Raw genomic sequence first — 20,081 nt, forward strand, 5'->3', positions numbered from 1 at the left:
CTGCCGTTAACCTTTGCGCCGAAGCCGGCATGTGACCAGGCAAGAGGCGAGCAAATGACCTTTCCGACGACGAGACTGCCGGCCGCGCTGCCGGCGCTTGTGCTGCTGGCCCTGGCGGGCTGCGGCTCTTCCCGCCACGAGCCCGGGCAGCTCGAATGCATGGAGCGGGCGATGTTCTTCGAATCCTACCGCTCCAGCCGCGACGGCATGATCGCCGTGGGCAGCGTGGTGATGAACCGGGTGGAGTCCGACAGCTATCCCGGCACGGTCTGCGGCGTGGTCGGGCAGAAGGGGCAGTTCGCCCCGAACATCATGTCCCGGCCGATGGACAGCAGCGCCCTGCCCGAGGTGCGCGAGGCGGCGATGGCGGTGCTCAAGGGCGAGCGCCACCCGCTGATCGCCAATGCCCAGTTCTTCCACGCCGCCAGCTACCGGGCGGGCTACAACAACATGCATTACGTGCTCTCGGCCGGCGGCAACGCCTTCTACGAGCGCCGCCGCCCCGAAGCCGTGACCCAGCCGGTGCCCCCCGCCCCGACCGAGGGGCTGACCGGGCGCTAGCCGCCGGGCAGCGTCACGATCCGGTCAGGCCCCAGCGCCGCGAGGAAGGCCGCGTCATGGCTGGCCGCCAGCACCGCGCCGTCATAGGCGGCCAGTGCGGCCTCGAGCGCGGCGATGCCGTCGAGATCGAGATGGTTGGTCGGCTCGTCTAGGATCAGCAGCATCGGCGGCGGCAGCCCGCCGAGCGTCGCGGCCAGCGCCGCGCGCAGCCGCTCTCCGCCGCTGGCCGCTCCGGCCGGGCGCTCCGCCTCCGCCCCGCGGAAGCCGAACCGCGCCAGCGCGGCACGGGCCTGGTTCGGCGCCATCTGCGGGTTGAGCCGCAGGACATTGCCCAGAAGGCTTGCGCCCGGATCGAGCAGCCCCAGATGCTGGTCGAGGCAGGCGGCCGGCACGCAGAGCTCGCGCTGCCCGGCCAGCGGCGCCCGGCGGCCCGCGGCGAGATCGAGAAGCGTGGTCTTGCCGCTGCCATTCGGCCCGGCGATCACGACACGCTCGGGCCCGGTGATCTCCAGCGACAGGCCCCGCAGCACCGGCGCGGCCGGATCATGCCCGGCGGCAACGCCATCCAGCCGCAGCACCCGGCGCGCGGGCGCAAGCCCCGTCGGCGCGATCTCCATATCGACCGGCAGCAGACGCTCCACCCGGGCCCGCGCCTCTTCCAGCGCCGCCTCGGCCGCGCCGCAGCGCGCCTCGCGCAGCCGCGTCCCGGCCCCGCCCGAGGCCTCCGCCCGCTCCTTCGCCGCATCGAGCAGCACCTTCGGCTGGCCGCCCTTCGCGCGCGAGCGCTTGCCCGCGCCATCCTTGCGCGCCTTGCGCTCGGCGGCCTCCTGCGCGCGGCGCCGCGCCAGGTCGCGGGCCCGTCCCGCCTGGTCGAGCGCCTGCCGGGCGGCCGCCTCCGCCTCGTCCTTCTGGCGGCGATAGGCGCTGAACCCGCCGCCAAAGCGGGCCGCGCCGCGCGGGCCTAGCTCGACGATCGCGTCCATCTCCTCCAGCAGGGCGCGGTCATGGCTGGCGACGATGGCGCAGCCCGGCCAGCCGCGGAGCAGCCCCGCGACGGCCGCGCGACCGTCGCGGTCGAGCGCGTCGGTCGGCTCGTCCAGCAGCAGGATATCGGGATCGCCGAAAATCGCCGCAGCCAGCGCGGCACGGCTCTGCTCGCCGCCCGAGAGCTGCGCCAGCGGGGTCTCCGGCGGCATGTCGAGCCCGCAGCGCCGCAGCGCCGCGCCGATCCGGGCGGGCAGATCCCAGTCGGCCGCCGCCAGATCGGCAGCCGAGGCAGTGCCGGCCGCGGCGCGCTCCAGCCGGTCGAGCGCGTCCCCCTGGCCGAAGGCATCGGCGATCCGCGCGCCGGGCGCAGGCGCCGCCTCCTGACGCATCATCGCAAGACGGCCGGCGGTGCGGATCTGGCCCGAGAGCGGGGAGAGCTCGCCCGCGATCAGCCGCAGGAGCGTGCTCTTGCCCGCGCCGTTCCTGCCGACCAGCCCGGTGCGGCCGGGGCCGAAGGCGAGGTCGAGGCCGGTGAAAAGGGGACGGCCGTCAGGGACGGACCAGAAGAGGCGGGAAATGGAGACGGAGACGGGAGCAGGCATGGGACAGGTCTTCTCGCTGCGGAACCGGAAGGGCGACGGCGGCGAGGGTCTTGTCCATGGCGAAAAGTCTCCTGAAGCTCTGCCCCCTAGCTGGGGTCGCGGACCCGGCAATGCAAGCCCGGGGCTCAGGCGGAATAGGCGGCGATCTCGATCAGGTTGCCGTCGGGATCGCGGAGATAGACCGAGCGGATCGGCCCGGTCGCGCCGGTGCGCGCCACCGGCCCCTCCTCCACCGCCACGCCGGCCTCTGCCAGCCGCGCCGCGACCTCGGCGATGTCCATCTGCGTGATCAGGCACAGATCGGCCGATCCCGGCGTCGGGCGGCCGGCCTTGGGCTCGAATTCGCGCCCCGCCTGATGGAGGTTGAATTTCTGCGCCCCGAAGCGCAGCGCCTTGCGGCCGGCGCCGAAGGTCACGGTCTCGAAGCCGAGCACGCGCTCGTAGAAATCGCAGGTCCGGTCGATATCGGCAACGGTCAGCACCAGATGGTCCAGGCGGTCGATCGGGATCATGCGCGGGACTCCATTCTACGGGCGCGGGCGCGGGCGCGGGCGCGGGCGCGGGCGCGGGCGCGGGCGCGGAGGCTAGCGCGCGCCCGCCGGAACATGCAAGGACGCACCGGCCGGAACCGGTGCGTCCTCTCACCCGGGAAGGGATGGGATCAGAACAGGAAGTCGTGCTGGCCGAGATCGCCCAGATGGGTGTTTTCCAGCGTCAGGCTGTTGCCATGGCCGAAATCGATCACGACGTCGTCGCCCTGCTGCTCGGCCAGATCGGAGACGTCCTCCCAGCTGGCATAGCCGCCCTCGATCTGCAGCAGGACGACATCCTCGCCCTCGCCGAAATCGGTGATCCGGTCGTCGCCGCCGTTAAAGACGAAGGTGTCCGCCCCCTCGCCACCGGTCATCAGGTCATTGCCCGCGCCGCCGTCGAGATAGTCGCCGCCCGCCCCGCCGGTCAGCGCGTCATTGCCCGCGCCGCCATAGGCCTTGAGGTTGATCGCATGGGCGTCGAGCCCGCTGGCGTCGATCGTGTCGTCGCCGTCCAGACCGTCGACCACCAGTTTCTCGGTGTCGATGATGTCCAGCGTGAACTGGCCCAGATTGGTGCGGGCGAAATCGACATCCCCGGCCGTGCCGCTGACCACGAAGGCATCGCCCGCGCCGTCGGCGCCGGTGACCGCGGCAGTGTCGTAGCCGTAGCCGCCATTCATCACGTCCGAGCCGTCGCCATTGGCCCAGACCATGCGGTCCTGGCCCATGCCGCCATTCATGACGTCATTGCCCTTGCCGCCGATCAGCAGGTCCGCGCCGCTGCCGCCATTGAGCTCGTCATCACCCGCGCCGCCGATCAGCAGGTCGTTGCCTTCGCCGCCGAAGGCCTTGAACTTGATCGCATCCGCCTCGAGCCCGCTGGCGTCGATCGTGTCGTCGCCGCCCAGCCCGTCGACCACCAGCTTCTCGGTGTCGATAATGTCCAGGGTGAACTGCCCCAGATTGGTGCGGGCGAAATCGACATCGCCCGCCGTGCCGCTGACCACGAAGGCGTCGCCCGCGGTCTCGGCCCCTTCGACCGCGGCGGTGTCATAGCCGTAGCCGCCATCCATCGTGTCGGAGCCGTCGCCATTGTCCCATTCCATCCGGTCGCGGCCGGTGCCGCCGATCATGACGTCATTGCCCTTCTCGCCCTCGAGAAGGTCCGCCCCGGCGCCGCCCATCAGGACATCGTCCCCGGCCCCGCCGATCAGCACGTCATTGCCGTCGCCGCCATTGACCTTCAGCTGGATCGCCCCGGCCTCGAGCCCGCTGGCATCGATCGTGTCATCGCCGCCCAGCCCGTTGACCACCAGCTTTTCGGTGCTGCCGATATCCAGCGAGAAAGGCCCCAGATTGACCCGCTCGAACTGCACCCGGCCGTCCGCGCTCGAGACCTCGAAGTAATCGCCCGCACCGTCGGCGCCGTTGACCTCGGCGGTGTCGAAGCCCAGGCCGCCCTCCATGACATCCGAGCCGTCGCCATTGTTCCAGATCATCCGGTCATAGCCGCGGCCGCCCAGCATCACGTCGTCGCCGCGATCGCCGATCAGCGTGTCGGCGCCGTCTTCGCCGGCCAGCACGTCGTCGCCGTCTCCGCCCTTGACCACATCGTTGCCCTCGCCGGCCACGACGACGTCATCGCCGCCCAGTGCCTCGAAGATCTCGTCCTCGGGTCCGCCTGCCAGAACCTCTGCATTCTCCGTCCCGGTCACCAGTTTGCTTGCCATTGTCCTGTTCCATCTCGCTAAGTCGACAGCCCCACCGTGGCGCTGTTGACCCTTGGTCGCGGGACCTCCGGGAACGGTTCACTCTTTTCCGAAATTTTTTTTCCGGCCCGCCAGCGCGGGGGCTAGAGCGGCGCGACGAGGTGGTCGATCAGCGCGCGCAGCCGCCGCGGCATGGCACGGGTGGCGGGCCAGACCAGGAAGAACTCGCCGCTCTCGCAGGCCTCCTCCGCCAGCACCTGGACCAGCCGCCCCTCCGCCAGATCCCGGCCGAGGATGAAATCGGGCAGCCAGGCGACACCCATCCCGGCCTGCGCGGCGGTGCGGGCGCCCTCGATCGCGGTGACCGACAGCCGCGGCGGCGAGAGCCGCAGGGGCGTGCCGTCGGCGGCCAGCCAGGCCTGCAGCCGCCCGGTCGTGCCGAAGCGGAAGGCGATGCGGTCATGCGCGTCGAGCGTCGCCATCTCGGGCACGCCGCGCCGCGCCAGGTAGTCCGGCGAGGCGAAAAGCCCGTGGCGGAAGCCGCCGAAGCGGCGCGAGGTCAGGCTGCTGTCGCGCAGCGGGCCGCTGCGGACGCCCAGGTCGACCCCCTCGGCGATCAGGTCGACCATCGCGTCCGAGAAGCGGATATCCATCGTCACGCCGGGATGGCGTTCCAGGAACGGGCCGAGCTGGGCATTGACCAGATGGTAGCCGACCAGCGGCACGGTCAGGACCAGCGGCCCCTCGATCCGCGCGGTGCGGTCGCGCGCGGCCGAGACCGCCTCCTCCAGCGCCTCGAGCGCCGGGCCGAGCCCCGCGAGCAGCCCGCGCCCCTCCTCGGTCAGCTCCAGCCGCCGGGTGCTGCGGCGGAAGAGCGTCATGCCCAGCTCCTCCTCCAGCCGCTGGATCGCCTTGCCGATGGCCGAAGGCGACACGCCCAGCCGCCGCGCCGCCGCCGCGAAGGATCCCAGGCGCGCTGTAGCGGCGAAGCTTTCCAGAAGGGTCAGGCTCGGCATGGCTATTCACGACTTTCTGTCCGTAATAACGGGAAGTATTGGATCATTCCCAATAAATTTGAAAGTCTTACCTTCCGGCGGAGCTCATAGGAGACCGCTGATGACCCTTTCGATACCGCATGACCTGCCCCGCGACCGCCGCCAGGGCCGGATGGTCCTGTCCATCTGCCTGGCCGCCGCCGTGCTGCCGATGACCTTCTCGGGCGGGGCGATCGCCACCCCGGCACTGGGGCGCGCCTTCGGCGTCTCGGGGCCGCAGCTCCTGTGGGTGGTGAACGCCTTCATGATGGTCTTCGGCGCGCTGCCGCTGATCGCCGGGGCGCTGGCCGACCGGATCGGCCGCCGCCGGGTGTTCCGCGCCGGGCTGGCGGGCTTCGTCGCCAGCGGCGGGCTGCTGGCGCTGGCGCCGAGCCTGCTGGCAATCGACCTCCTGCGCGGGCTGCAGGGGCTCTTCGCCGCCGCGACCCTGGCCGGAGGCACCGCCGTCCTGGCGCAGATGCCGTCGGATGCCGCGCGGCGCCGCGCCTTCTCGCTGATCGGCGCGACCTTCGGGCTGGGGCTGGCCCTCGGGCCGGTGATCGGCGGCTGGGCGCTGGAGACCGCAGGCTGGCGCGGCGTGTTCCTCCTCCCCTCGCTCCTGGCGCTGGTCTCGCTGGCTGCGGGCGCGGGTGCCCTGCCCGAAAGCCGCAGCCCCGCCGCGGCGCCCTTCGACCTGCCGGGCGCGCTCCTCTTCGCCGGGCTGCTCTTCAGCCTGACCGCCTGGGCGATCCTGCTGCCCGCGCGCGGCCTCGCCTCGGCGGCCAGCCTCGGCCTCCTCCTCGCCATGGCCGGGTTCCTCTCCGCCTTCCTGGCCTGGGAGCGCCGCTGCCCGGCGCCGCTTTTCGACCTGACGCTGCTCGAGGACCCGGCCTTCCTCGGCGTGCAGGCCCTGCCGGTCGCGACCTGCCTCGGCTTCGTCTCGCTCCTCGTCATCGTTCCGGTGCAGCTGGTCGGGGCGGGCTATTCCGAGCTCGCCGCGGGGCTGGTCTCCATGGCGCTCTCGGTGCCGGTCTTCCTGGTCTCGATGCTGCTCGCCCGCTTCGGCACCGGCCATCGCGCCCCTCTGGCCGCGGCGGGGCTCGTGCTGGCGGCGGCCGGCCTCTTCGGCCTCGGCTTCGCCTCCTTCGACGGGCCGCTCCTGCATCTGGTGCCGATGCTCGTGCTGATCGGCTGCGGCAGCGGGCTGCCCTGGGGGCTGATGGACGGGCTGGCGGTCGAGGTCGCCCCGCGCGAGAAGGCCGGCGTCGCCACCGGCATGTTCTCGACCGTCCGCGTTGCCTCCGAGGGGATCGTGCTGGCGCTGGCCTCGGCCGCCTATGCCGGGCTGATCGCCCGGGTCACCGGCGCGGGACGGGAGACCGCGCTGGCCATCGTCTCCGGCGCGCCGGTCGAGGCGGCGCTGCGCGGCGGCGTCGATACGGCGCTGCGCTGGCTCTTCTGGGGGCTCGCGGTGCTGACGCTGCTTTGCGCGGCGGTGATCGCCCGGCGGCTGCGCGGCCGCTAGTCCCCCTGCGCCTCCGGGCCGGGCGTCCCGCCATTGGCAGCCAGGATGCGCCCGGCCAGGTCCGGATCGGCCACGGCGCGGGCCAGGACCATCGCGCCGACGAGGCGGCTGAGCAGGCGGATCGCCTCCGCCTCGTCCTCCGGTCCCGCTTCCGGCCCGGCGATCTGTCGTAGCGTCCGCAAGAGCCCCGCCTCGAAGGCTGCCTGCACCGGCGGCTCGTGGCGCGGCGCCTCGGCCGCGAGCGCCGCATAGGCACAGCCCCGGCCGCGATGGCGCAGATGCAGACCCGAGAGATACCATGCGGAAAGCGCCGCCTCCCGCTCCGGCCCGGCCGCCTCCAGCGCTGCCTCCCACTGCCCGGCATTGCCGTCGAGCGCCTCCGAGGTGGCCTCGGCGATCAGCGCCTCCTTGCTGTCGAACTGCTTGTAGAATGCGCCATTGGTCATCCCCGCCGCCTGCATCAGCGCGGCGATGCCGACCCCGTCATAGCCCGCCTCGCGGAACATCTCGCTCGCTAGGCGCAGCACCTTCTGCCGGTTCTCCGCCGCATCCTTCCGGCTCATCCGCATGGGCTGCCCTCCGCTCCGCCTCTCTTGAAGTACGGCCATAATCTAATCCTTGACAGATTGGATGACCACCATAATCTAAAATGGATTATCATTATACTCCAATCGGAGTGACAGGAGGGCAGAGATGCCACAAGGGACCAATGATCCGGTCGCCATCCTCGGGGCGCGGCGCACCCCGCTCGGGGCCTTCATGGGGGCGTTCAGCCATGTCCCCGCCACCGGACTCGGCGCCGCGGCGATCCGCGCCGCGCTGGCCGATGCCGCGCTCGATCCCGGCGAAGTGTCCGAAGTGCTGATGGGCTGCGTGCTGGGCGCCGGGCTCGGCCAGGCGCCGGCGCGTCAGGCGGCCCGCGCCGCCGGGCTGGCGGATGCCACCGGCGCCACCACCGTCAACAAGGTCTGCGGCTCGGGGATGAAGGCGGCGATGCTGGGCCATGACCTGATCCGCGCGGGCAGCGCCGGGATCGTCGTCGCCGGGGGCATGGAGGCGATGTCCTCCGCCCCCTTCCTGATCCCCGAGATGCGCGGCGGGCGGAAGGCCGGGAGCAGCGCGCTGATCGACCACATGATGAAGGACGGGCTGGAGGACGCCTATGAACAGGGCCGCCCGATGGGCGCCTTCGGCGAGGCGACGGCGGCGCGCTACGGCTTCAGCCGCGCGGCACAGGACGCCTTCGCCATCGAGACGCTGGAGCGGGCGCAGGCCGCGCTGGCCTCGGGCGCCTTCGCAGCCGAATGCGTGCCGGTCGAGGTCGCCGGGCGCAAGGGCACGGTCACGGTCTCCGGGGACGAGCGGCCCGGGCAGATCCTAGCGGAGAAGATCCCCGCGCTGCGCCCCGCCTTCGGCGCGGAGGGCACGATCACCGCGGCAAGTTCCTCGGCCAATGCCGACGGCGCCGCCGCGCTGGTGCTGGCCTCCTCGGCGCTGGCCGAGAGCCGCGGCCTGCCGGTGATGGCGCGCATCCTCGGCCATGCCACCCATTCCCAGGCGCCCGAATGGTTCACCACCGCGCCGATCCCGGCGATCGCCAAGCTGCTCGGCCAGGTCGGCTGGACGGCGGCCGATGTCGACCTCTTCGAGATCAACGAGGCCTTCGCGGTGGTCGCCATGGCGGCAGCGGCGGAGATCGGCATTCCGCGCGATCGGGTGAACGTCAATGGCGGCGCCTGCGCGCTCGGCCATCCGATCGGCGCCACCGGGGCGCGGATCATCGTGACGCTGATCCATGCGCTGCGCGCCCGCGGATTGCGCCGCGGCGTCGCCTGCCTGTGCATCGGCGGCGGCGAGGCGACGGCGATCGCGCTGGAACTGGCGGACTGAGCCCAAGCGCCCGCCGGCAGCGGCCCGGACCACGGAGAACCCCGGTCGCAGCATCTGCTGCGGCGGGGGGCAGTCTTGCAGGGGGGAAGAAACGGCATCAGCCCCGCAATGCGGGGCCTGGATGTCACGGGAGGATTGGGGGTCTTTGACGACAGGGACAAGTCCCTGTTTTTACTTGGTCGGAGTGAGAGGATTCGAACCTCCGACCCCTGCCTCCCGAAGACAGTGCTCTACCAGGCTGAGCTACACTCCGATCAAGTAGCGGCGATCTACAGCCCTGCGCCCGGGAGCGCAAGAGCCGATTTCAACTATTCTGCCGGAACCCGCGTTCTTTTCATCAGCCGCGCAATGCTGCCCAGCCGGGGCAGCGTGCCCTGGGCATAGCGGCCGCGGGTCGACAGGACCGGCGTCTCGGAACCGGGCTTCGAATCCTCGCGCAGGACGATGAAAATGCCGCTGGCGATGATGATGCCCGCACCGATCACCGTGTTCAGCGTCAGGCTCTCGCCGAAGAACAGGAAGCCGTAGAACGCCGCCCAGATGATCTGCGAATACTGCATCGGCGCCACGATCACGGCAGAGGCCGTGCGGTAGGCCAGGATCTGCAGCAGCGCCGCGCAGAAGCCCAGGACCGCCATCATGAAGAAGCCGCCCAGATGCTCCACCTCGATCGGCTGGTAGACGAAGGGCAGCGCCGCGCCCATCACCAGGAAATTCGCCACCATCGGATAGAGCAGCAGCACCGCGTTGCGCTCGTCCCGGCCGACCTTGCGCACCACGACCGAGGCGAAGGCGCCAGTGCAGGCCCCGACCAGCGCCGCCGCATGGCCGAGCGACAGGTCGGTCGAGCCGGGCTTCAGCACCACCATCACCCCCAGCAGCCCGGCGATCACCGCCAGGCCCCGCTGCCAGCCGACCTTCTCGCCCAGCATCGGGATCGCCAGCAGCGTGATCAGCAGCGGCGAGGCGAAGAGAATCGCGTAGGTCTGCGCCATCGGCAGCGCCGAGAAGGCGTAGAACACGCAGACCGAGGTCACCACCTGCGCCATCGTCCGCAGCCCGGTCCACAGCGGATAGCGCGGCCGCAGATTGCCGTCGGTGCGGTCGCGCATCAGCATGACGGTGACAACGGGAAAGCCGAAAAGCACGGAAAAGAAGACGATCTGGAACGGCGCGAAGCTCGATCCGAGGAATTTCACCACCACGTCATGGGTCGAGAAGATCCCGAAGGCAGCGAGAGAGAACAGCGCTCCCTGCGCCGTCGTGTTCCTGGCAATGGTCATGGCACCCCTTGCGGTATTGCGCGTCACTGGTGATCGAATTTCGCAGGTGCAGAAAAAGTTCCGCCCCCGGAACGGTCGCACCGGTTCCGGGGGCAGTCTAGTGGGGGCAGGTAAAAAGTTTAGAGGCTCTCGTCGAGGGCCGCGAGAATCGCGTCGCCCATGCCCGCGGTGGAGACCGGGGTCACGCCCTCTTCGCCCAGAAGATCCGCGGTGCGGACCCCCTTTTCCAGAACGGCGTTGATCGCGGCTTCCAGCCGGGCGGCCTCGTCGCCCAGGTCGAAGCTGTAGCGCAGCGCCATGGCAAAGCTCAGGATGCAGGCGATCGGGTTCGCCTTGCCCTGGCCCGCGATGTCCGGCGCCGAGCCGTGGACCGGCTCGTACATCGCCTTGGGACGGCCGTTCTCCATCGGCGCGCCGAGCGAGGCGGAGGGCAGCATGCCCAGCGACCCGGTCAGCATCGCCGCCGCATCGGACAAGAGGTCGCCGAAGAGGTTGTCGGTGACGATCACGTCGAACTGCTTGGGCCAGCGGCAGAGCTGCATCGCGCCGGCATCGGCATACATGTGGCTCAGCTCGACTTCCGGGTAGTCCTCGCCGACCTTGGTCACGACCTCGCGCCACAGGATGCCCGATTCCATGACATTGGCCTTTTCCATGGAGCAGAGCTTCTTGCCGCGCTTCATGGCCAGGTCGAAGGCGTTGCGCGCGACCCGGTCGATCTCCGACTCGGTATAGCGCTGCGTGTTGATGCCGACCCGCTCGTTGCCCTCGGTGAAGATGCCGCGCGGCTCGCCGAAATAGATGCCCGAGGTCAGCTCGCGCACGATCATGATGTCGAGCCCGGCGACCACGTCCTTCTTCAGCGAGGAGAAGTCGGCCAGCGCGTCGAAGCACTGGGCGGGACGCAGGTTGGCGAAAAGGTCCATCTCCTTGCGCAGGCGCAGGAGGCCGCGCTCGGGCTTCACCGAGAAGTCGAGCACGTCGTATTTCGGGCCGCCCACGGCGCCCAGCAGGACGGCGTCGACCTCCTGCGCCTTGGCCATCGTGTCGTCATGCAGCGGCGTGCCGTGCTTGTCATAGGCGGCGCCGCCGACGAGATCCTCGGAGACGTCGAAGGCGAGGCCACGCTTGTCACCGAACCAGTCGATGACGCGGCGGACTTCGGCCATCACTTCGGGGCCGATGCCGTCGCCCGGCAGGATCAACAGGGAAGGCGTGGTCATGGGAGTCTCCTCTCGAACAAGTCGCCGAGCGGCCTAGCCCGCCCCCCCGCAAGCGTCAAGGCGGCGGGAATGCCAGATCGGTCCAGACCAGCTTGTGGCGGCTCGCGGGCCCGCCCGGCAACAGCCCCGCGCCCAGCACCTGCAGGCCCGCCCCGGGCAGCAGGTAGTCGACCCGCAGCCGCCCCGGCCCCTCGGGCCAGTCGGCGGTCTCGGCCCCTTCGGCATCGCGCGGGCGGGGATCCTGCAGCCGCGGATCGGCCAGCAGGGCGCGCATCGCCTGCTGCCGCCCGTCGCCCTTCTCCGGGTCGATATTGGCGGTGCCGAGCAGCACGACATCCGGCCCCGGCGGCGGGCCGAAGGCGCCGTCGAGATGGAGCTGCCAGAAGCGCAGCTCCTCCGCCGCGCGCAGCCCGTTGCGGTCCTCGGGCCCGTCGAAGACCGGCGGGCTGGCATGGAAGGCCAGCAGGTGCAGCACCCGCCCGCCGATCCGCACCGGCACGTCCCAGTGCCCGGTGGTCGAGAGCCGCAGCACCGCCAGCACCCCGTCATCCCAGAAGGGCGCGCCGCCGGCCTCCGGCAGCCGCGCGCCGGGCAGGTCGCGCCAGAGGAATGCCGAGAAGTCGCGCACCGCCTCCGTCTCGACCGGATGGCGCGACAGGATCGCCATGCCGTTCTGCCCGGAGAAGCGGCCGAAGCTCTGCGCGTCCTCCGGCTCCCCGCGACGCCCGTCGCGGTCGAGATCGAGCCCGGTCGCCCGACCGGTATTGGGCCTGAGCGCGAAGAGATGGGGAAAGCGCACCGCGCCCAGCCGGTCGTTGAAGGCCGAAAGCGCCATCAGCCCGTGATCGTAGTCGAACCGCGTCAGCAGCAGGATGTCGGGCCGCGCCGCAGCGACGAGCGCCGCCGCGGCCGCCACGTCCTCCGCCCCCTCGAGGATGTCGCGCAGGAGGATCCCCGGCCCGTCGCGGTCGAGCTCGGTATTGTAGACCGCCACGCGCAGCGGCTCCGCCACCGCCGACAGCGCCCAGCAGGAAAGGAAAAGAGCCCGCAGCCACATGGCCGCAGGCTCTCCGAACGTGGTTAACGAAGTCTTGCCGGGCGCGTGGCCCCGGCGGTCAGACCCAGGGGCGCTCTGCCGCGGCCTTCGCCTCGTAGGCGTCGATCGAGGCGGCCTTCTCCAGCGTCAGGCCGATATCGTCGAGCCCGTTCAGCAGGCAGTGCTTGCGGTGCGGGTCGACGTCGAAGCTGACCGAGCCGCCATCCGGGCCGGTGATGACCTGGTTCTCCAGATCGACCGAGATCACCGCGTTGGAACCGCGCTTGGCGTCGTCCATCAGCTTGTCGATGTCTTCCTGCGACACGACGATCGGCAGGATGCCGTTCTTGAAGCAGTTGTTGTAGAAGATGTCGGCGAAGCTGGTGGAGATCACCACGCGGATGCCGAAATCCAGAAGCGCCCAGGGCGCGTGCTCGCGCGAGGAGCCGCAGCCGAAATTGTCGCCCGCCACGATGATCTTGGCATCGCGGTAGGCCGGCTGGTTCAGCACGAATTCCGGGATTTCCCTGCCTTCGGAGTCATAGCGCATCTCGTCGAACAGGTTCACCCCGAGACCCGAGCGCTTGATCGTCTTCAGGAACTGCTTGGGGATGATCATGTCGGTGTCGATGTTCATCAGCGGCATGGGCGCTGCCACACCGGTAACCTTCGTGAATTTATCCATCCTCGCCTCCTTGCGGCGGGCGTCCTGCGCCCTGCCCTGCCGATCCGTCGATATTGGGGTTCCGCTTAGCCGAGCCGGGGCGGAAGGACAAGCCGCAGACGCCGCCTGCGCCAGCGGCGCCCATCTCAGTGGCGGTTGAACCGGTCGAGGAATTCGGGATTTCGGCGGAGGAAGAAGGCCAGCACCACCAGGCTGAGCCCGTTGAAGACCAGCTCGATCCCCAGGAAGATGCCGATGATCTGCACTGAGAGCGTGGCGAAATCCGCCAGGATCAGCCCGGCGAGCAGGATCGAGACCGCGCCCGAGACCAGCATCGCCCAGAAATACTGGCTGTTGCGCATCTGCCAGGCCAGGAACATCCGCATCACCCCGCCCGCGGCGATCAGGATCGTCACCAGCATCGCCAGCGAGACCGCGCCCTCGAGCGGGTTCTTCCAGAAGGAGATGCCGAGCATCAGCATCAGGAGGCCCAGCAGCACGTTCCAGATCTTGTTGCCGAGCCGCGCGTCGGTCAGCCCGCCGATGATCTGGATGACGCCCGAGACGCAGAGCAGGATCGCGGTCATGATCGTGACCGAAACCGAGGCGAGGACCGTGTTGCTCAGCGCCAGGATGCCGAACGCGACAGAGAGCACGCCCACCAGCAGCCATTTCATCCAGGTCTTCATTGATACTGCTCCCTCTCGTTCCCTGAACCCTGCTCCAGTTAACCGGATTCCACCCCATTTGATAGGCGACCTTTGGCATCAGCCTGGCGCATGGTGCCGCGGCCCGGCGGCAGATCGCGCGAATGCAAGCGATTTCCTCAGCAGAAATTAAAGCATCGCCACCTAGGAAGGTGCGGTGTCCCGGGAAAGGCGAATCCGATGCGCATTAAAGAACGCCTGCAGAAACAGAGCATAAAGAGCATCATACTGGCATCGGTCGGGGTGCCGCTGGCAGCGGTGATGCTGCTGGCCGGCAGTCTCGTTTACGACGAAGCCCCCACATTCTCGCGCACTGCGCAGATCGGGCGGCTGATGGAGCTGGTCGATTCGCTCGGCGTGCTGGTGCACGAGCAGCAGAAAGAGCGCGGCGCCACCAGCATCTTCCTCAACAGCAAGGGCGCGCAGTTCGGCCCCGAACTGGCGAAGCAGCGCGAGGCGACGGAGGGCGCCACCGCGCGGCTGGCATCGGTTCTGGCCACGCCCGGGCTCGACCATCTGGGCGGCGAGATCGGCAGCGCGATGGAGGCGATCCTCGCCACCATCGGCCAGCGGCCGGACATCCGCGCCCGCGTCGACGCGCAGGAGATCCCGGTGGGCGAGGCGCTCGGCTACTACACCGCCGGAAACGGCGCGATGCTGACCCAGATCTCGCGCATCGGCGGGATGAGCAGCGATGCCGAGGTCACGACCGCGGTCAACAGCTTCGTCGCCTTCCTCGCCGCGAAGGAGCGCGCCGGGATCGAGCGCGCCATCGCCTCGGGGGGCTTCGCCGCCGGCGCCTTCGACACCGCGCGGCTACTGGCACTGCAGCGGCTGATTTCCCAGCAGGAAATGGGATTCGACTTCTTCCTCGCCAATGCCGACCCCGCCCATCGCGCCGCCTTCGAGGCGATGCGCGCGCTCGACGGCACGCAGCAGGTCTGGCGGATGCGCGACATCGCCTTCGCCTATCCCGAGACGGGGAATCTGCAGGGCCTCCAGGGCAAGGATTTCTTTGCCGCCTCCACCGAACGAATCAACGCGATGAAGGGGATCGAGGAGGCGATGTCGGCCGATATCGCCAGGGCGGTCGAGGCGCGGCGCCGGGCCAGCCTGGCGCGTCTGGCAACCGGGCTGCTGGCGACGGCGGTGCTGGCGACGCTGCTCCTGCTGATGCTGCGCACCGGGCTGCGCTGCATCCTCGACACGATGTCGGGCATAGCCGGGGCCGCGCGGACCATGTCCGAGGGCGATCTCGACGCGGTTCTGCCGCAGCGGGCGCCGCCCGAACTCGCCGCGATCATCACCTCTCTGGCCCGCTTCCGCGACAGCATCGTGACCGGACGCGCCGATCTGGAACGCGTCGCCGCCGAACGCGGCAAGGCGGAGGCCCGCGCCGCCGAGGAGCGCGAGGCCAACCGCCGCGCCGAGGTCGAGCGCCAGCAGGAGGAGACCGCCCGCGCCGAGGCCCGGCTGGCACAGGAGCGGCGCGACGCGCAGGACATCGCCCAGGTGGTCAATGCCTGCGCCCGCGGGGACTTCTCGCAGCGGCTCGGGCTCGACGGCAAGGAGGGCGCCATCGCCGAGATCTGCAACGGCGTGAACCGCATCGGCGAGGTCGCCGACCAGGGGCTCTCGGCGATCCGCGTGGCGCTCGACCGGCTGGCCGACGGCGACCTGACCTACCGGATGGACGGCGCGCTTTCCGGCGTCTTCGCCGAGATCGCCGAGGTGATGGACCGCACCACCGCCAATCTGGGCCGCACCCTGTCGCGCGTCTCGGGCGCGGCGGTGACGGTGAACGGCTCGGCGGAGGAGCTTTCCACCGCGACCGACGACCTCGCCCGCCGCTCCGAGCGCAACGCCGCCATGCTGGAGGAGACCGCCGCCTCGCTCGAGCAGATGTCGAGCTCGGTCGGCAAGGCGACGAGTGCGGCGGTCACGGCCAAGACCTCGGTCGACGGCATGTCGGCCCGGGCCGCTCAGGGCAACGAGGTGGTGCAGAGCACGATCGTCCAGATGGAGGAGATCTCGAAGGCCTCGGCCGCCATCGAGAAGGTGCTGGGCGTGATCGACGACATCGCCTTCCAGACCAACCTGCTGGCGCTGAATGCCGGGGTGGAGGCCGCCCGCGCAGGCGAGGCCGGGCGCGGTTTCGCCGTGGTCGCCTCGGAGGTCCGGGCGCTGGCGCAGCGCTCCTCGGATTCGGCCCGCGAGATCGCCGACATGATCTCCCGCTCGGCGCAGAGCGTGCAGCGCGGCGTCGAGATGGCCGCAAATTCCGGCGAGGCGCTGCGCCAGATCGTGACCGAAATCGGCTCTGTCTCCGGCGCCATCGACCAGATCGCCGCGACTTTCGAAGAGGCCAAGCTCGGCATCTCCGAGATCAGCCAGGCGACGACCCAGCTCGACCGGACCACCCAGCAGAATGCCGCGATGTTCGAGGAGACCAATGCCGCGATCCAGACCCTCGACGGCGAGGCCAAGCTGCTCTCGCGGGAGATGGCGGGCTTCCGCTTCGCCGATCTCGCAGCCGGGGAGGTAGACAGCGCCCCGCCCATCGAAGCACGGGTGGCCTGACCGTTGGCCTCTCCGCGGGGGGGGCGAACGCCAACCGCGTGAACACCCGCCGCTCGGCTGGCCAGACCATCGCTGGCGGAGAGGACCATCGACGCGGCAGGTCCAGACACCGGTTGCGGAGGCACCGACGCTCAGCAAGCCGGGGCGCAGGCAGCGGGGACGACTGCCACACGGCAGGCCGGCGGGCTGAAGGCTCAATATTCCGCTCCGCGCAGGCTGAAACACCGACGCCAGGGCGCACCGATGCTCAGCAAGCCGGGACGCCGCGGCGGGAAGGAACGCCACACGGCAGGCCGGCACGCCAAAGGCTGAATATTCCCTCCTCGCGCAGGCTTAAACACCGACAGCAAGGATCGCCGTTGCTCAGCTAGCCGGAACGACTGCGGCAAGACGAAACCCTACGTCAGGTCGGAACGCCGAAGCCGGAAGCACCATCTCCCAGCAGGCTGAAACGCCGGTGGCAGGGAACACTGTCACTAAGCTGGCTGGAACGGCTGCGGCGGGGAGGACCGCCACTCGGCAAGCTGGAACGCCGTGGAAGGGCGACCACCGCACCGCAGGGCCGAACGCCTCTGAAGGTGAGGACCGCCGCGCGGCAGGCCCGAACGCCACTGACGGGAAAGGCCACCGCACGAAAGGCCGAAACGCCGGTGCAAGGGATGATCGCCCGCAAGGCAGGCCCGAACGCCAGTGAAAGGAGGGACCCCCGCACGGCAAGCCCGAACGCCACTGACGGGAAAGACCACCGCACGAAAGGCCGAAACGCCGGTGCAAGGGATGATCGCCCGCAAGGCAGGCCCGAACGCCAGTGAAAGGAAGGACCCCCACGGCAAGCCCGAACGCCACTGACGGGAGAGATCGCAGCGCGGCAGGCCGCAACGCGAAACGGCCCCCGCCCGGAGGCGGAGGCCGTTCGGATATTCGCGCTGCCTCCGTCCGGGACGGAGGCTGGAGACTTACATCAGCTCGCGCACATCGGTCAGATGGCCGGTGACGGCCGCCGCCGCGGCCATGGCCGGGCTCATCAGATGGGTGCGGCCGCCGCGGCCCTGGCGCCCCTCGAAGTTGCGGTTCGACGTCGCCGCGCAGCGCTCGCCCGGGCTCAGCTGGTCGGGGTTCATCGCCAGGCACATCGAGCAGCCGGCCAGGCGCCATTCGAAGCCCGCCTCGCGGAAGATGTCGGCCAGGCCTTCCTCTTCCGCCTGCGCCCGCACCAGGCCCGAGCCCGGAACGACCATGGCGCGCATGCCGTCCTTGATCTTCTTGCCCTTCACGATCGCCGCCGCCGCGCGCAGATCCTCGATCCGGCCATTGGTGCAGGAGCCGATGAAGACCGTGTCGATCTTGATGTCCTCGAGCTTCATGCCCGGGGTCAGCCCCATGTAGTCGAGCGAGCGCTTGGCCGCGTCGACCTTGCCGCCGGTGAAGTCCTCGGGGGACGGAACCAGGGCGGTGATCGGCAGCACGTCCTCGGGCGAGGTGCCCCAGGTGACGACCGGCGCGATGTCCTCGCCCGCGATGGTCACGACCTTGTCCCAATGCGCGTCCTCGTCGGAGAAGAGCGTCTGCCACCAGGCGACGGCCTTGTCCCAGTCGGCGTCCCTGGGCGCGTGCGGGCGGCCCTTGACGTAGTCGAAGGTCTTCTCGTCCGGCGCGATCAGGCCGGCACGGGCGCCGCCCTCGATCGCCATGTTGCAGACCGTCATCCGGCCTTCCATGGAGAGGTCGCGGATCGCCTCGCCGCAATACTCGATCACGTAGCCGGTGCCGCCGGCCGTGCCGGTCTTGCCGATCACCGAGAGCGTGATGTCCTTGGCGGTAACGCCCGGGCGCAGCTTGCCGGTGATCTCCACCTTCATGTTCTTGGATTTCTTCTGGATCAGCGTCTGGGTGGCCAGCACGTGCTCCACCTCGGAGGTGCCGATGCCATGCGCCAGCGCGCCGAAGGCGCCATGGGTCGCGGTGTGGCTGTCGCCGCAGACCACGGTCATGCCCGGCAGGGTCCAGCCCTGCTCCGGCCCGACGATGTGGACGATGCCCTGGCGGATGTCGGAGACCGGGTAGTAGTTGATCCCGAAATCCTTGGCGTTCTTGTCGAGCGCCTCCACCTGGATGCGGCTCTCCTCGTTGGTGATGCCGTTCACCCGGTCCTCGGTCGTGGGGACGTTGTGGTCCGGAACCGCGATGGTCTTCTCGGGCGCGCGCACCGGGCGGTGCGCCATGCGCAGCCCCTCGAAGGCCTGCGGGCTGGTCACTTCATGGACCAGGTGGCGGTCGATATAGAGCAGGCTGGTGCCGTCCTCGGCCTCGTGGGCCAGATGGGCATCCCAGATCTTGTCATAGAGGGTCTTCGGCGTGGCGGTCATCGGGAACATCTCCGAGCAGGTCGTCATTTAGCTAGGGGCACGGGCAGAAGATCGGGGCGCAACGGCCCCGTCATAGCCCGGCAAGTACCGTGCAGCGCTGGCCGAAGAAGCGCCACGGCAGGCGGCGCCGGTCGGCGATATCCGTGATCGGTGTCATGCGCTGTCATCTAGCCGGCGCGCCCCGGCGCTGCAAGAGAGCGCCGCAGGCCCCGGCGGCGGCCCGGCAATATCGGGCCTGCGCGCAGCGCCGCGTTTACAGCCGCCGCCGCTGGGTTTAAGTCGGCTTCATGACCAGTTCCCTTCTCCGCCGCGCCATCGCGGGACTCGCCCTGCTCTGCACGCTCTCCGCCTGCGCGCCGAAGCCGTGGGACGATCCGATCCAGGTCACCCAGCTCGTGCGGCTCGATCCGCAGGATTTCCGGGTGCGCACGACCATTCCCGCTGGGCTGGGCGAGACCGGCGCCGCCTATTTCCGCTGGGCCATCGTCACCCATTCCTCCGAGACCGAATCCGTCGCGGATATCGAGCTGGTGCGCGACGGCACGTCCGAGCCGCAGGCCGATGGCAGCCTGGTGGTGACCTACAAGCTGGCCCCCGGCGACTACAAGGAATTCCAGCAGCAGCAGATCCGCCAGCGCGCCCAGCTGCTTGCGGGCTACTACTATCTCGGCGTCGCAGTGATCCCCGAGCTCTGCCAGATGGCCGGGACCGCCGCGGGACGGGAGCATGTGCTGTCGGTGATCTTCGACGGCAATACCGGGCAGAAGATCACGACCTTCCGGATCGACACCCCGGCCTCGGCGATCCAGCCGCAGGTCGCCTTCTGTGTCTGACCTCCTGAGGGCGGCTGCCCTGGCGGGTCTGCTGGCGCTTCTGGGCGCCTGCGCCGCGCCGACCGGCCAGAACGAGTCGCTCGCGCAGCTCTTCTGGACCTCGCCGAGCCATCTGGAGGCCAGCACGCGGCTGCCCGAGGGCCTGGGAACGGCCGGTCCGGTGCGGCTGGTCATGGTGCTGAAGGAAACCGGCGGCACGGCCGCGCGGCAGCAGAGCTTCACCCTGGCGCCGGTTTCAGGCCGCGACGGGGCGCACCGGCTGGAGCGCAAGGACCACCGCAGGTTCACGCAGTTCCAGAACCGCGTCGTCGCCAGCATCGGCGCCCAGGCCCAGGTCAATGTCGAGCTGCTGGTCCCCTATTGCCGCAAGCCCGGCGAATCCCCCGGCCAGGGCGCCCCGGTCGTGGTGCTCTCGGATGTCAGCGACGGCTCCGTGCTGATGTCGAGCCCGGCCCCGGTCTCGGCCCGGCAGATGTATTCCAAGCTTCCCGACTGCGGCTGATTCGCCCGGATTTCCCGCAGATCCCGGCGCCTTGGCCGCGCCAAGC

At 69.9% G+C, this 20,081-nt stretch carries 17 protein-coding genes and 1 tRNA gene; 6 read left to right on the plus strand and 12 right to left on the minus strand.

The window, feature by feature from the left end:
* Positions 1–54: 54 nt before the first annotated feature.
* Complete coding sequence (locus tag FGX59_RS10415) at positions 55–561, plus strand: cell wall hydrolase (RefSeq protein WP_138466471.1); 507 nt, start codon at positions 55–57, stop codon at positions 559–561.
* Here the strand turns inward: FGX59_RS10415 and FGX59_RS10420 are convergent.
* From FGX59_RS10420 to FGX59_RS10435, 4 genes are all read right to left on the minus strand, one after another.
* On the minus strand, positions 558–2,150 hold the full coding sequence (locus tag FGX59_RS10420; RefSeq protein ID WP_138466472.1) for an ABC-F family ATP-binding cassette domain-containing protein: 1,593 nt from the start codon (positions 2,148–2,150) through the stop codon (positions 558–560). The genes FGX59_RS10415 and FGX59_RS10420 overlap by 4 nt on opposite strands.
* Positions 2,151–2,275: 125 nt before the next feature.
* The gene (locus tag FGX59_RS10425; RefSeq protein ID WP_138466473.1) at positions 2,276–2,662 is read right to left on the minus strand and encodes a VOC family protein; all 387 of its coding nucleotides are present in this window, start codon (positions 2,660–2,662) and stop codon (positions 2,276–2,278) included.
* A 149-nt stretch (positions 2,663–2,811) separates the two neighbouring features.
* A complete protein-coding gene (locus FGX59_RS10430) occupies positions 2,812–4,413 on the minus strand; it encodes a calcium-binding protein (protein WP_138466474.1) in 1,602 nt (533 codons plus the stop codon).
* Positions 4,414–4,535: 122 nt separating this feature from the next.
* Positions 4,536–5,408, minus strand: a complete 873-nt coding sequence (locus tag FGX59_RS10435) for a LysR family transcriptional regulator (RefSeq protein WP_138466475.1) — start codon at positions 5,406–5,408, stop codon at positions 4,536–4,538.
* A gap of 100 nt (positions 5,409–5,508) precedes the next feature.
* On the opposite strand from FGX59_RS10435, the gene FGX59_RS10440 reads away from it, so the two are divergent.
* Positions 5,509–6,951, plus strand: a complete 1,443-nt coding sequence (locus FGX59_RS10440; RefSeq protein WP_171060597.1) for an MFS transporter — start codon at positions 5,509–5,511, stop codon at positions 6,949–6,951.
* Here the strand turns inward: FGX59_RS10440 and FGX59_RS10445 are convergent.
* Complete coding sequence (locus FGX59_RS10445; protein ID WP_138466477.1) at positions 6,948–7,520, minus strand: TetR/AcrR family transcriptional regulator; 573 nt, start codon at positions 7,518–7,520, stop codon at positions 6,948–6,950. The two genes, FGX59_RS10440 and FGX59_RS10445, sit on opposite strands and share 4 nt — an antisense overlap.
* Positions 7,521–7,644: 124 nt before the next feature.
* Between FGX59_RS10445 and FGX59_RS10450 the strand changes: the two genes are divergently transcribed.
* Positions 7,645–8,841, plus strand: coding sequence for an acetyl-CoA C-acyltransferase (locus tag FGX59_RS10450; RefSeq protein ID WP_138466478.1), 1,197 nt, complete (start codon positions 7,645–7,647; stop codon positions 8,839–8,841).
* A gap of 176 nt (positions 8,842–9,017) precedes the next feature.
* Here FGX59_RS10450 and FGX59_RS10455 read toward each other — a convergent pair.
* From FGX59_RS10455 to FGX59_RS10480, 6 genes are all read right to left on the minus strand, one after another.
* Positions 9,018–9,094, minus strand: a tRNA-Pro gene (locus FGX59_RS10455).
* Between the two features lie 55 nt (positions 9,095–9,149).
* On the minus strand, positions 9,150–10,124 hold the full coding sequence (locus FGX59_RS10460; RefSeq protein ID WP_138466479.1) for a DMT family transporter: 975 nt from the start codon (positions 10,122–10,124) through the stop codon (positions 9,150–9,152).
* Positions 10,125–10,243: 119 nt separating this feature from the next.
* Entirely contained in the window at positions 10,244–11,347 is a 1,104-nt protein-coding gene (gene leuB, locus FGX59_RS10465; protein WP_138466480.1) for a 3-isopropylmalate dehydrogenase, read from the minus strand.
* A gap of 55 nt (positions 11,348–11,402) precedes the next feature.
* Positions 11,403–12,404 (minus strand): endonuclease/exonuclease/phosphatase family protein, encoded by a 1,002-nt coding sequence (locus FGX59_RS10470; RefSeq protein ID WP_138466481.1) that lies wholly within the window; start codon positions 12,402–12,404, stop codon positions 11,403–11,405.
* Between the two features lie 58 nt (positions 12,405–12,462).
* Complete coding sequence (gene leuD / locus FGX59_RS10475) at positions 12,463–13,068, minus strand: 3-isopropylmalate dehydratase small subunit (RefSeq protein WP_138466482.1); 606 nt, start codon at positions 13,066–13,068, stop codon at positions 12,463–12,465.
* A 125-nt stretch (positions 13,069–13,193) separates the two neighbouring features.
* Positions 13,194–13,736: an HdeD family acid-resistance protein gene (locus FGX59_RS10480; protein WP_240722367.1), complete on the minus strand. Its 543-nt coding sequence runs from the start codon at positions 13,734–13,736 to the stop codon at positions 13,194–13,196.
* Between the two features lie 198 nt (positions 13,737–13,934).
* Between FGX59_RS10480 and FGX59_RS10485 the strand changes: the two genes are divergently transcribed.
* A complete protein-coding gene (locus FGX59_RS10485) occupies positions 13,935–16,334 on the plus strand; it encodes a methyl-accepting chemotaxis protein (RefSeq protein ID WP_171060598.1) in 2,400 nt (799 codons plus the stop codon).
* A gap of 956 nt (positions 16,335–17,290) precedes the next feature.
* On the opposite strand, the gene leuC is transcribed toward FGX59_RS10485, so the two are convergent.
* The gene (leuC, locus tag FGX59_RS10490) at positions 17,291–18,700 is read right to left on the minus strand and encodes a 3-isopropylmalate dehydratase large subunit (RefSeq protein WP_138466484.1); all 1,410 of its coding nucleotides are present in this window, start codon (positions 18,698–18,700) and stop codon (positions 17,291–17,293) included.
* A gap of 287 nt (positions 18,701–18,987) precedes the next feature.
* Here leuC and FGX59_RS10495 point away from each other — a divergent pair, with 287 nt between their 5' ends.
* Positions 18,988–19,533: a hypothetical protein gene (locus FGX59_RS10495; RefSeq protein ID WP_138466485.1), complete on the plus strand. Its 546-nt coding sequence runs from the start codon at positions 18,988–18,990 to the stop codon at positions 19,531–19,533.
* On the plus strand, positions 19,526–20,035 hold the full coding sequence (locus FGX59_RS10500) for a hypothetical protein (protein WP_138466486.1): 510 nt from the start codon (positions 19,526–19,528) through the stop codon (positions 20,033–20,035). Before FGX59_RS10495 ends, FGX59_RS10500 begins: the two co-directional genes overlap by 8 nt.
* The last annotated feature ends 46 nt before the right edge of the window (positions 20,036–20,081 follow it).

The sequence above is a fragment of the Poseidonocella sp. HB161398 genome (assembly GCF_005870025.1).
GTDB lineage: Bacteria > Pseudomonadota > Alphaproteobacteria > Rhodobacterales > Rhodobacteraceae > Mangrovicoccus.

Excerpts from the sequence above, each read along its gene's own strand:
- FGX59_RS10470 (WP_138466481.1), bottom strand. The coding sequence starts at position 12,404 with ATGTGGCTGCGGGCTCTTTTCCTTTCCTGCTGGGCGCTGTCGGCGGTG.
- FGX59_RS10445 (WP_138466477.1), bottom strand. The coding sequence starts at position 7,520 with ATGCGGATGAGCCGGAAGGATGCGGCGGAGAACCGGCAGAAGGTGCTG.
- FGX59_RS10435 (WP_138466475.1), bottom strand. The coding sequence starts at position 5,408 with ATGCCGAGCCTGACCCTTCTGGAAAGCTTCGCCGCTACAGCGCGCCTG.
- leuB (WP_138466480.1), bottom strand. The coding sequence starts at position 11,347 with ATGACCACGCCTTCCCTGTTGATCCTGCCGGGCGACGGCATCGGCCCC.
- leuC (WP_138466484.1), bottom strand. The coding sequence starts at position 18,700 with ATGACCGCCACGCCGAAGACCCTCTATGACAAGATCTGGGATGCCCAT.
- FGX59_RS10430 (WP_138466474.1), bottom strand. The coding sequence starts at position 4,413 with ATGGCAAGCAAACTGGTGACCGGGACGGAGAATGCAGAGGTTCTGGCA.
- FGX59_RS10425 (WP_138466473.1), bottom strand. The coding sequence starts at position 2,662 with ATGATCCCGATCGACCGCCTGGACCATCTGGTGCTGACCGTTGCCGAT.
- FGX59_RS10480 (WP_240722367.1), bottom strand. The coding sequence starts at position 13,736 with ATGAAGACCTGGATGAAATGGCTGCTGGTGGGCGTGCTCTCTGTCGCG.
- FGX59_RS10495 (WP_138466485.1), top strand. The coding sequence starts at position 18,988 with ATGACCAGTTCCCTTCTCCGCCGCGCCATCGCGGGACTCGCCCTGCTC.
- FGX59_RS10460 (WP_138466479.1), bottom strand. The coding sequence starts at position 10,124 with ATGACCATTGCCAGGAACACGACGGCGCAGGGAGCGCTGTTCTCTCTC.
- leuD (WP_138466482.1), bottom strand. The coding sequence starts at position 13,068 with ATGGATAAATTCACGAAGGTTACCGGTGTGGCAGCGCCCATGCCGCTG.
- FGX59_RS10420 (WP_138466472.1), bottom strand. The coding sequence starts at position 2,150 with ATGCCTGCTCCCGTCTCCGTCTCCATTTCCCGCCTCTTCTGGTCCGTC.
- FGX59_RS10415 (WP_138466471.1), top strand. The coding sequence starts at position 55 with ATGACCTTTCCGACGACGAGACTGCCGGCCGCGCTGCCGGCGCTTGTG.
- FGX59_RS10450 (WP_138466478.1), top strand. The coding sequence starts at position 7,645 with ATGCCACAAGGGACCAATGATCCGGTCGCCATCCTCGGGGCGCGGCGC.
- FGX59_RS10440 (WP_171060597.1), top strand. The coding sequence starts at position 5,509 with ATGACCCTTTCGATACCGCATGACCTGCCCCGCGACCGCCGCCAGGGC.
- FGX59_RS10485 (WP_171060598.1), top strand. The coding sequence starts at position 13,935 with ATGCGCATTAAAGAACGCCTGCAGAAACAGAGCATAAAGAGCATCATA.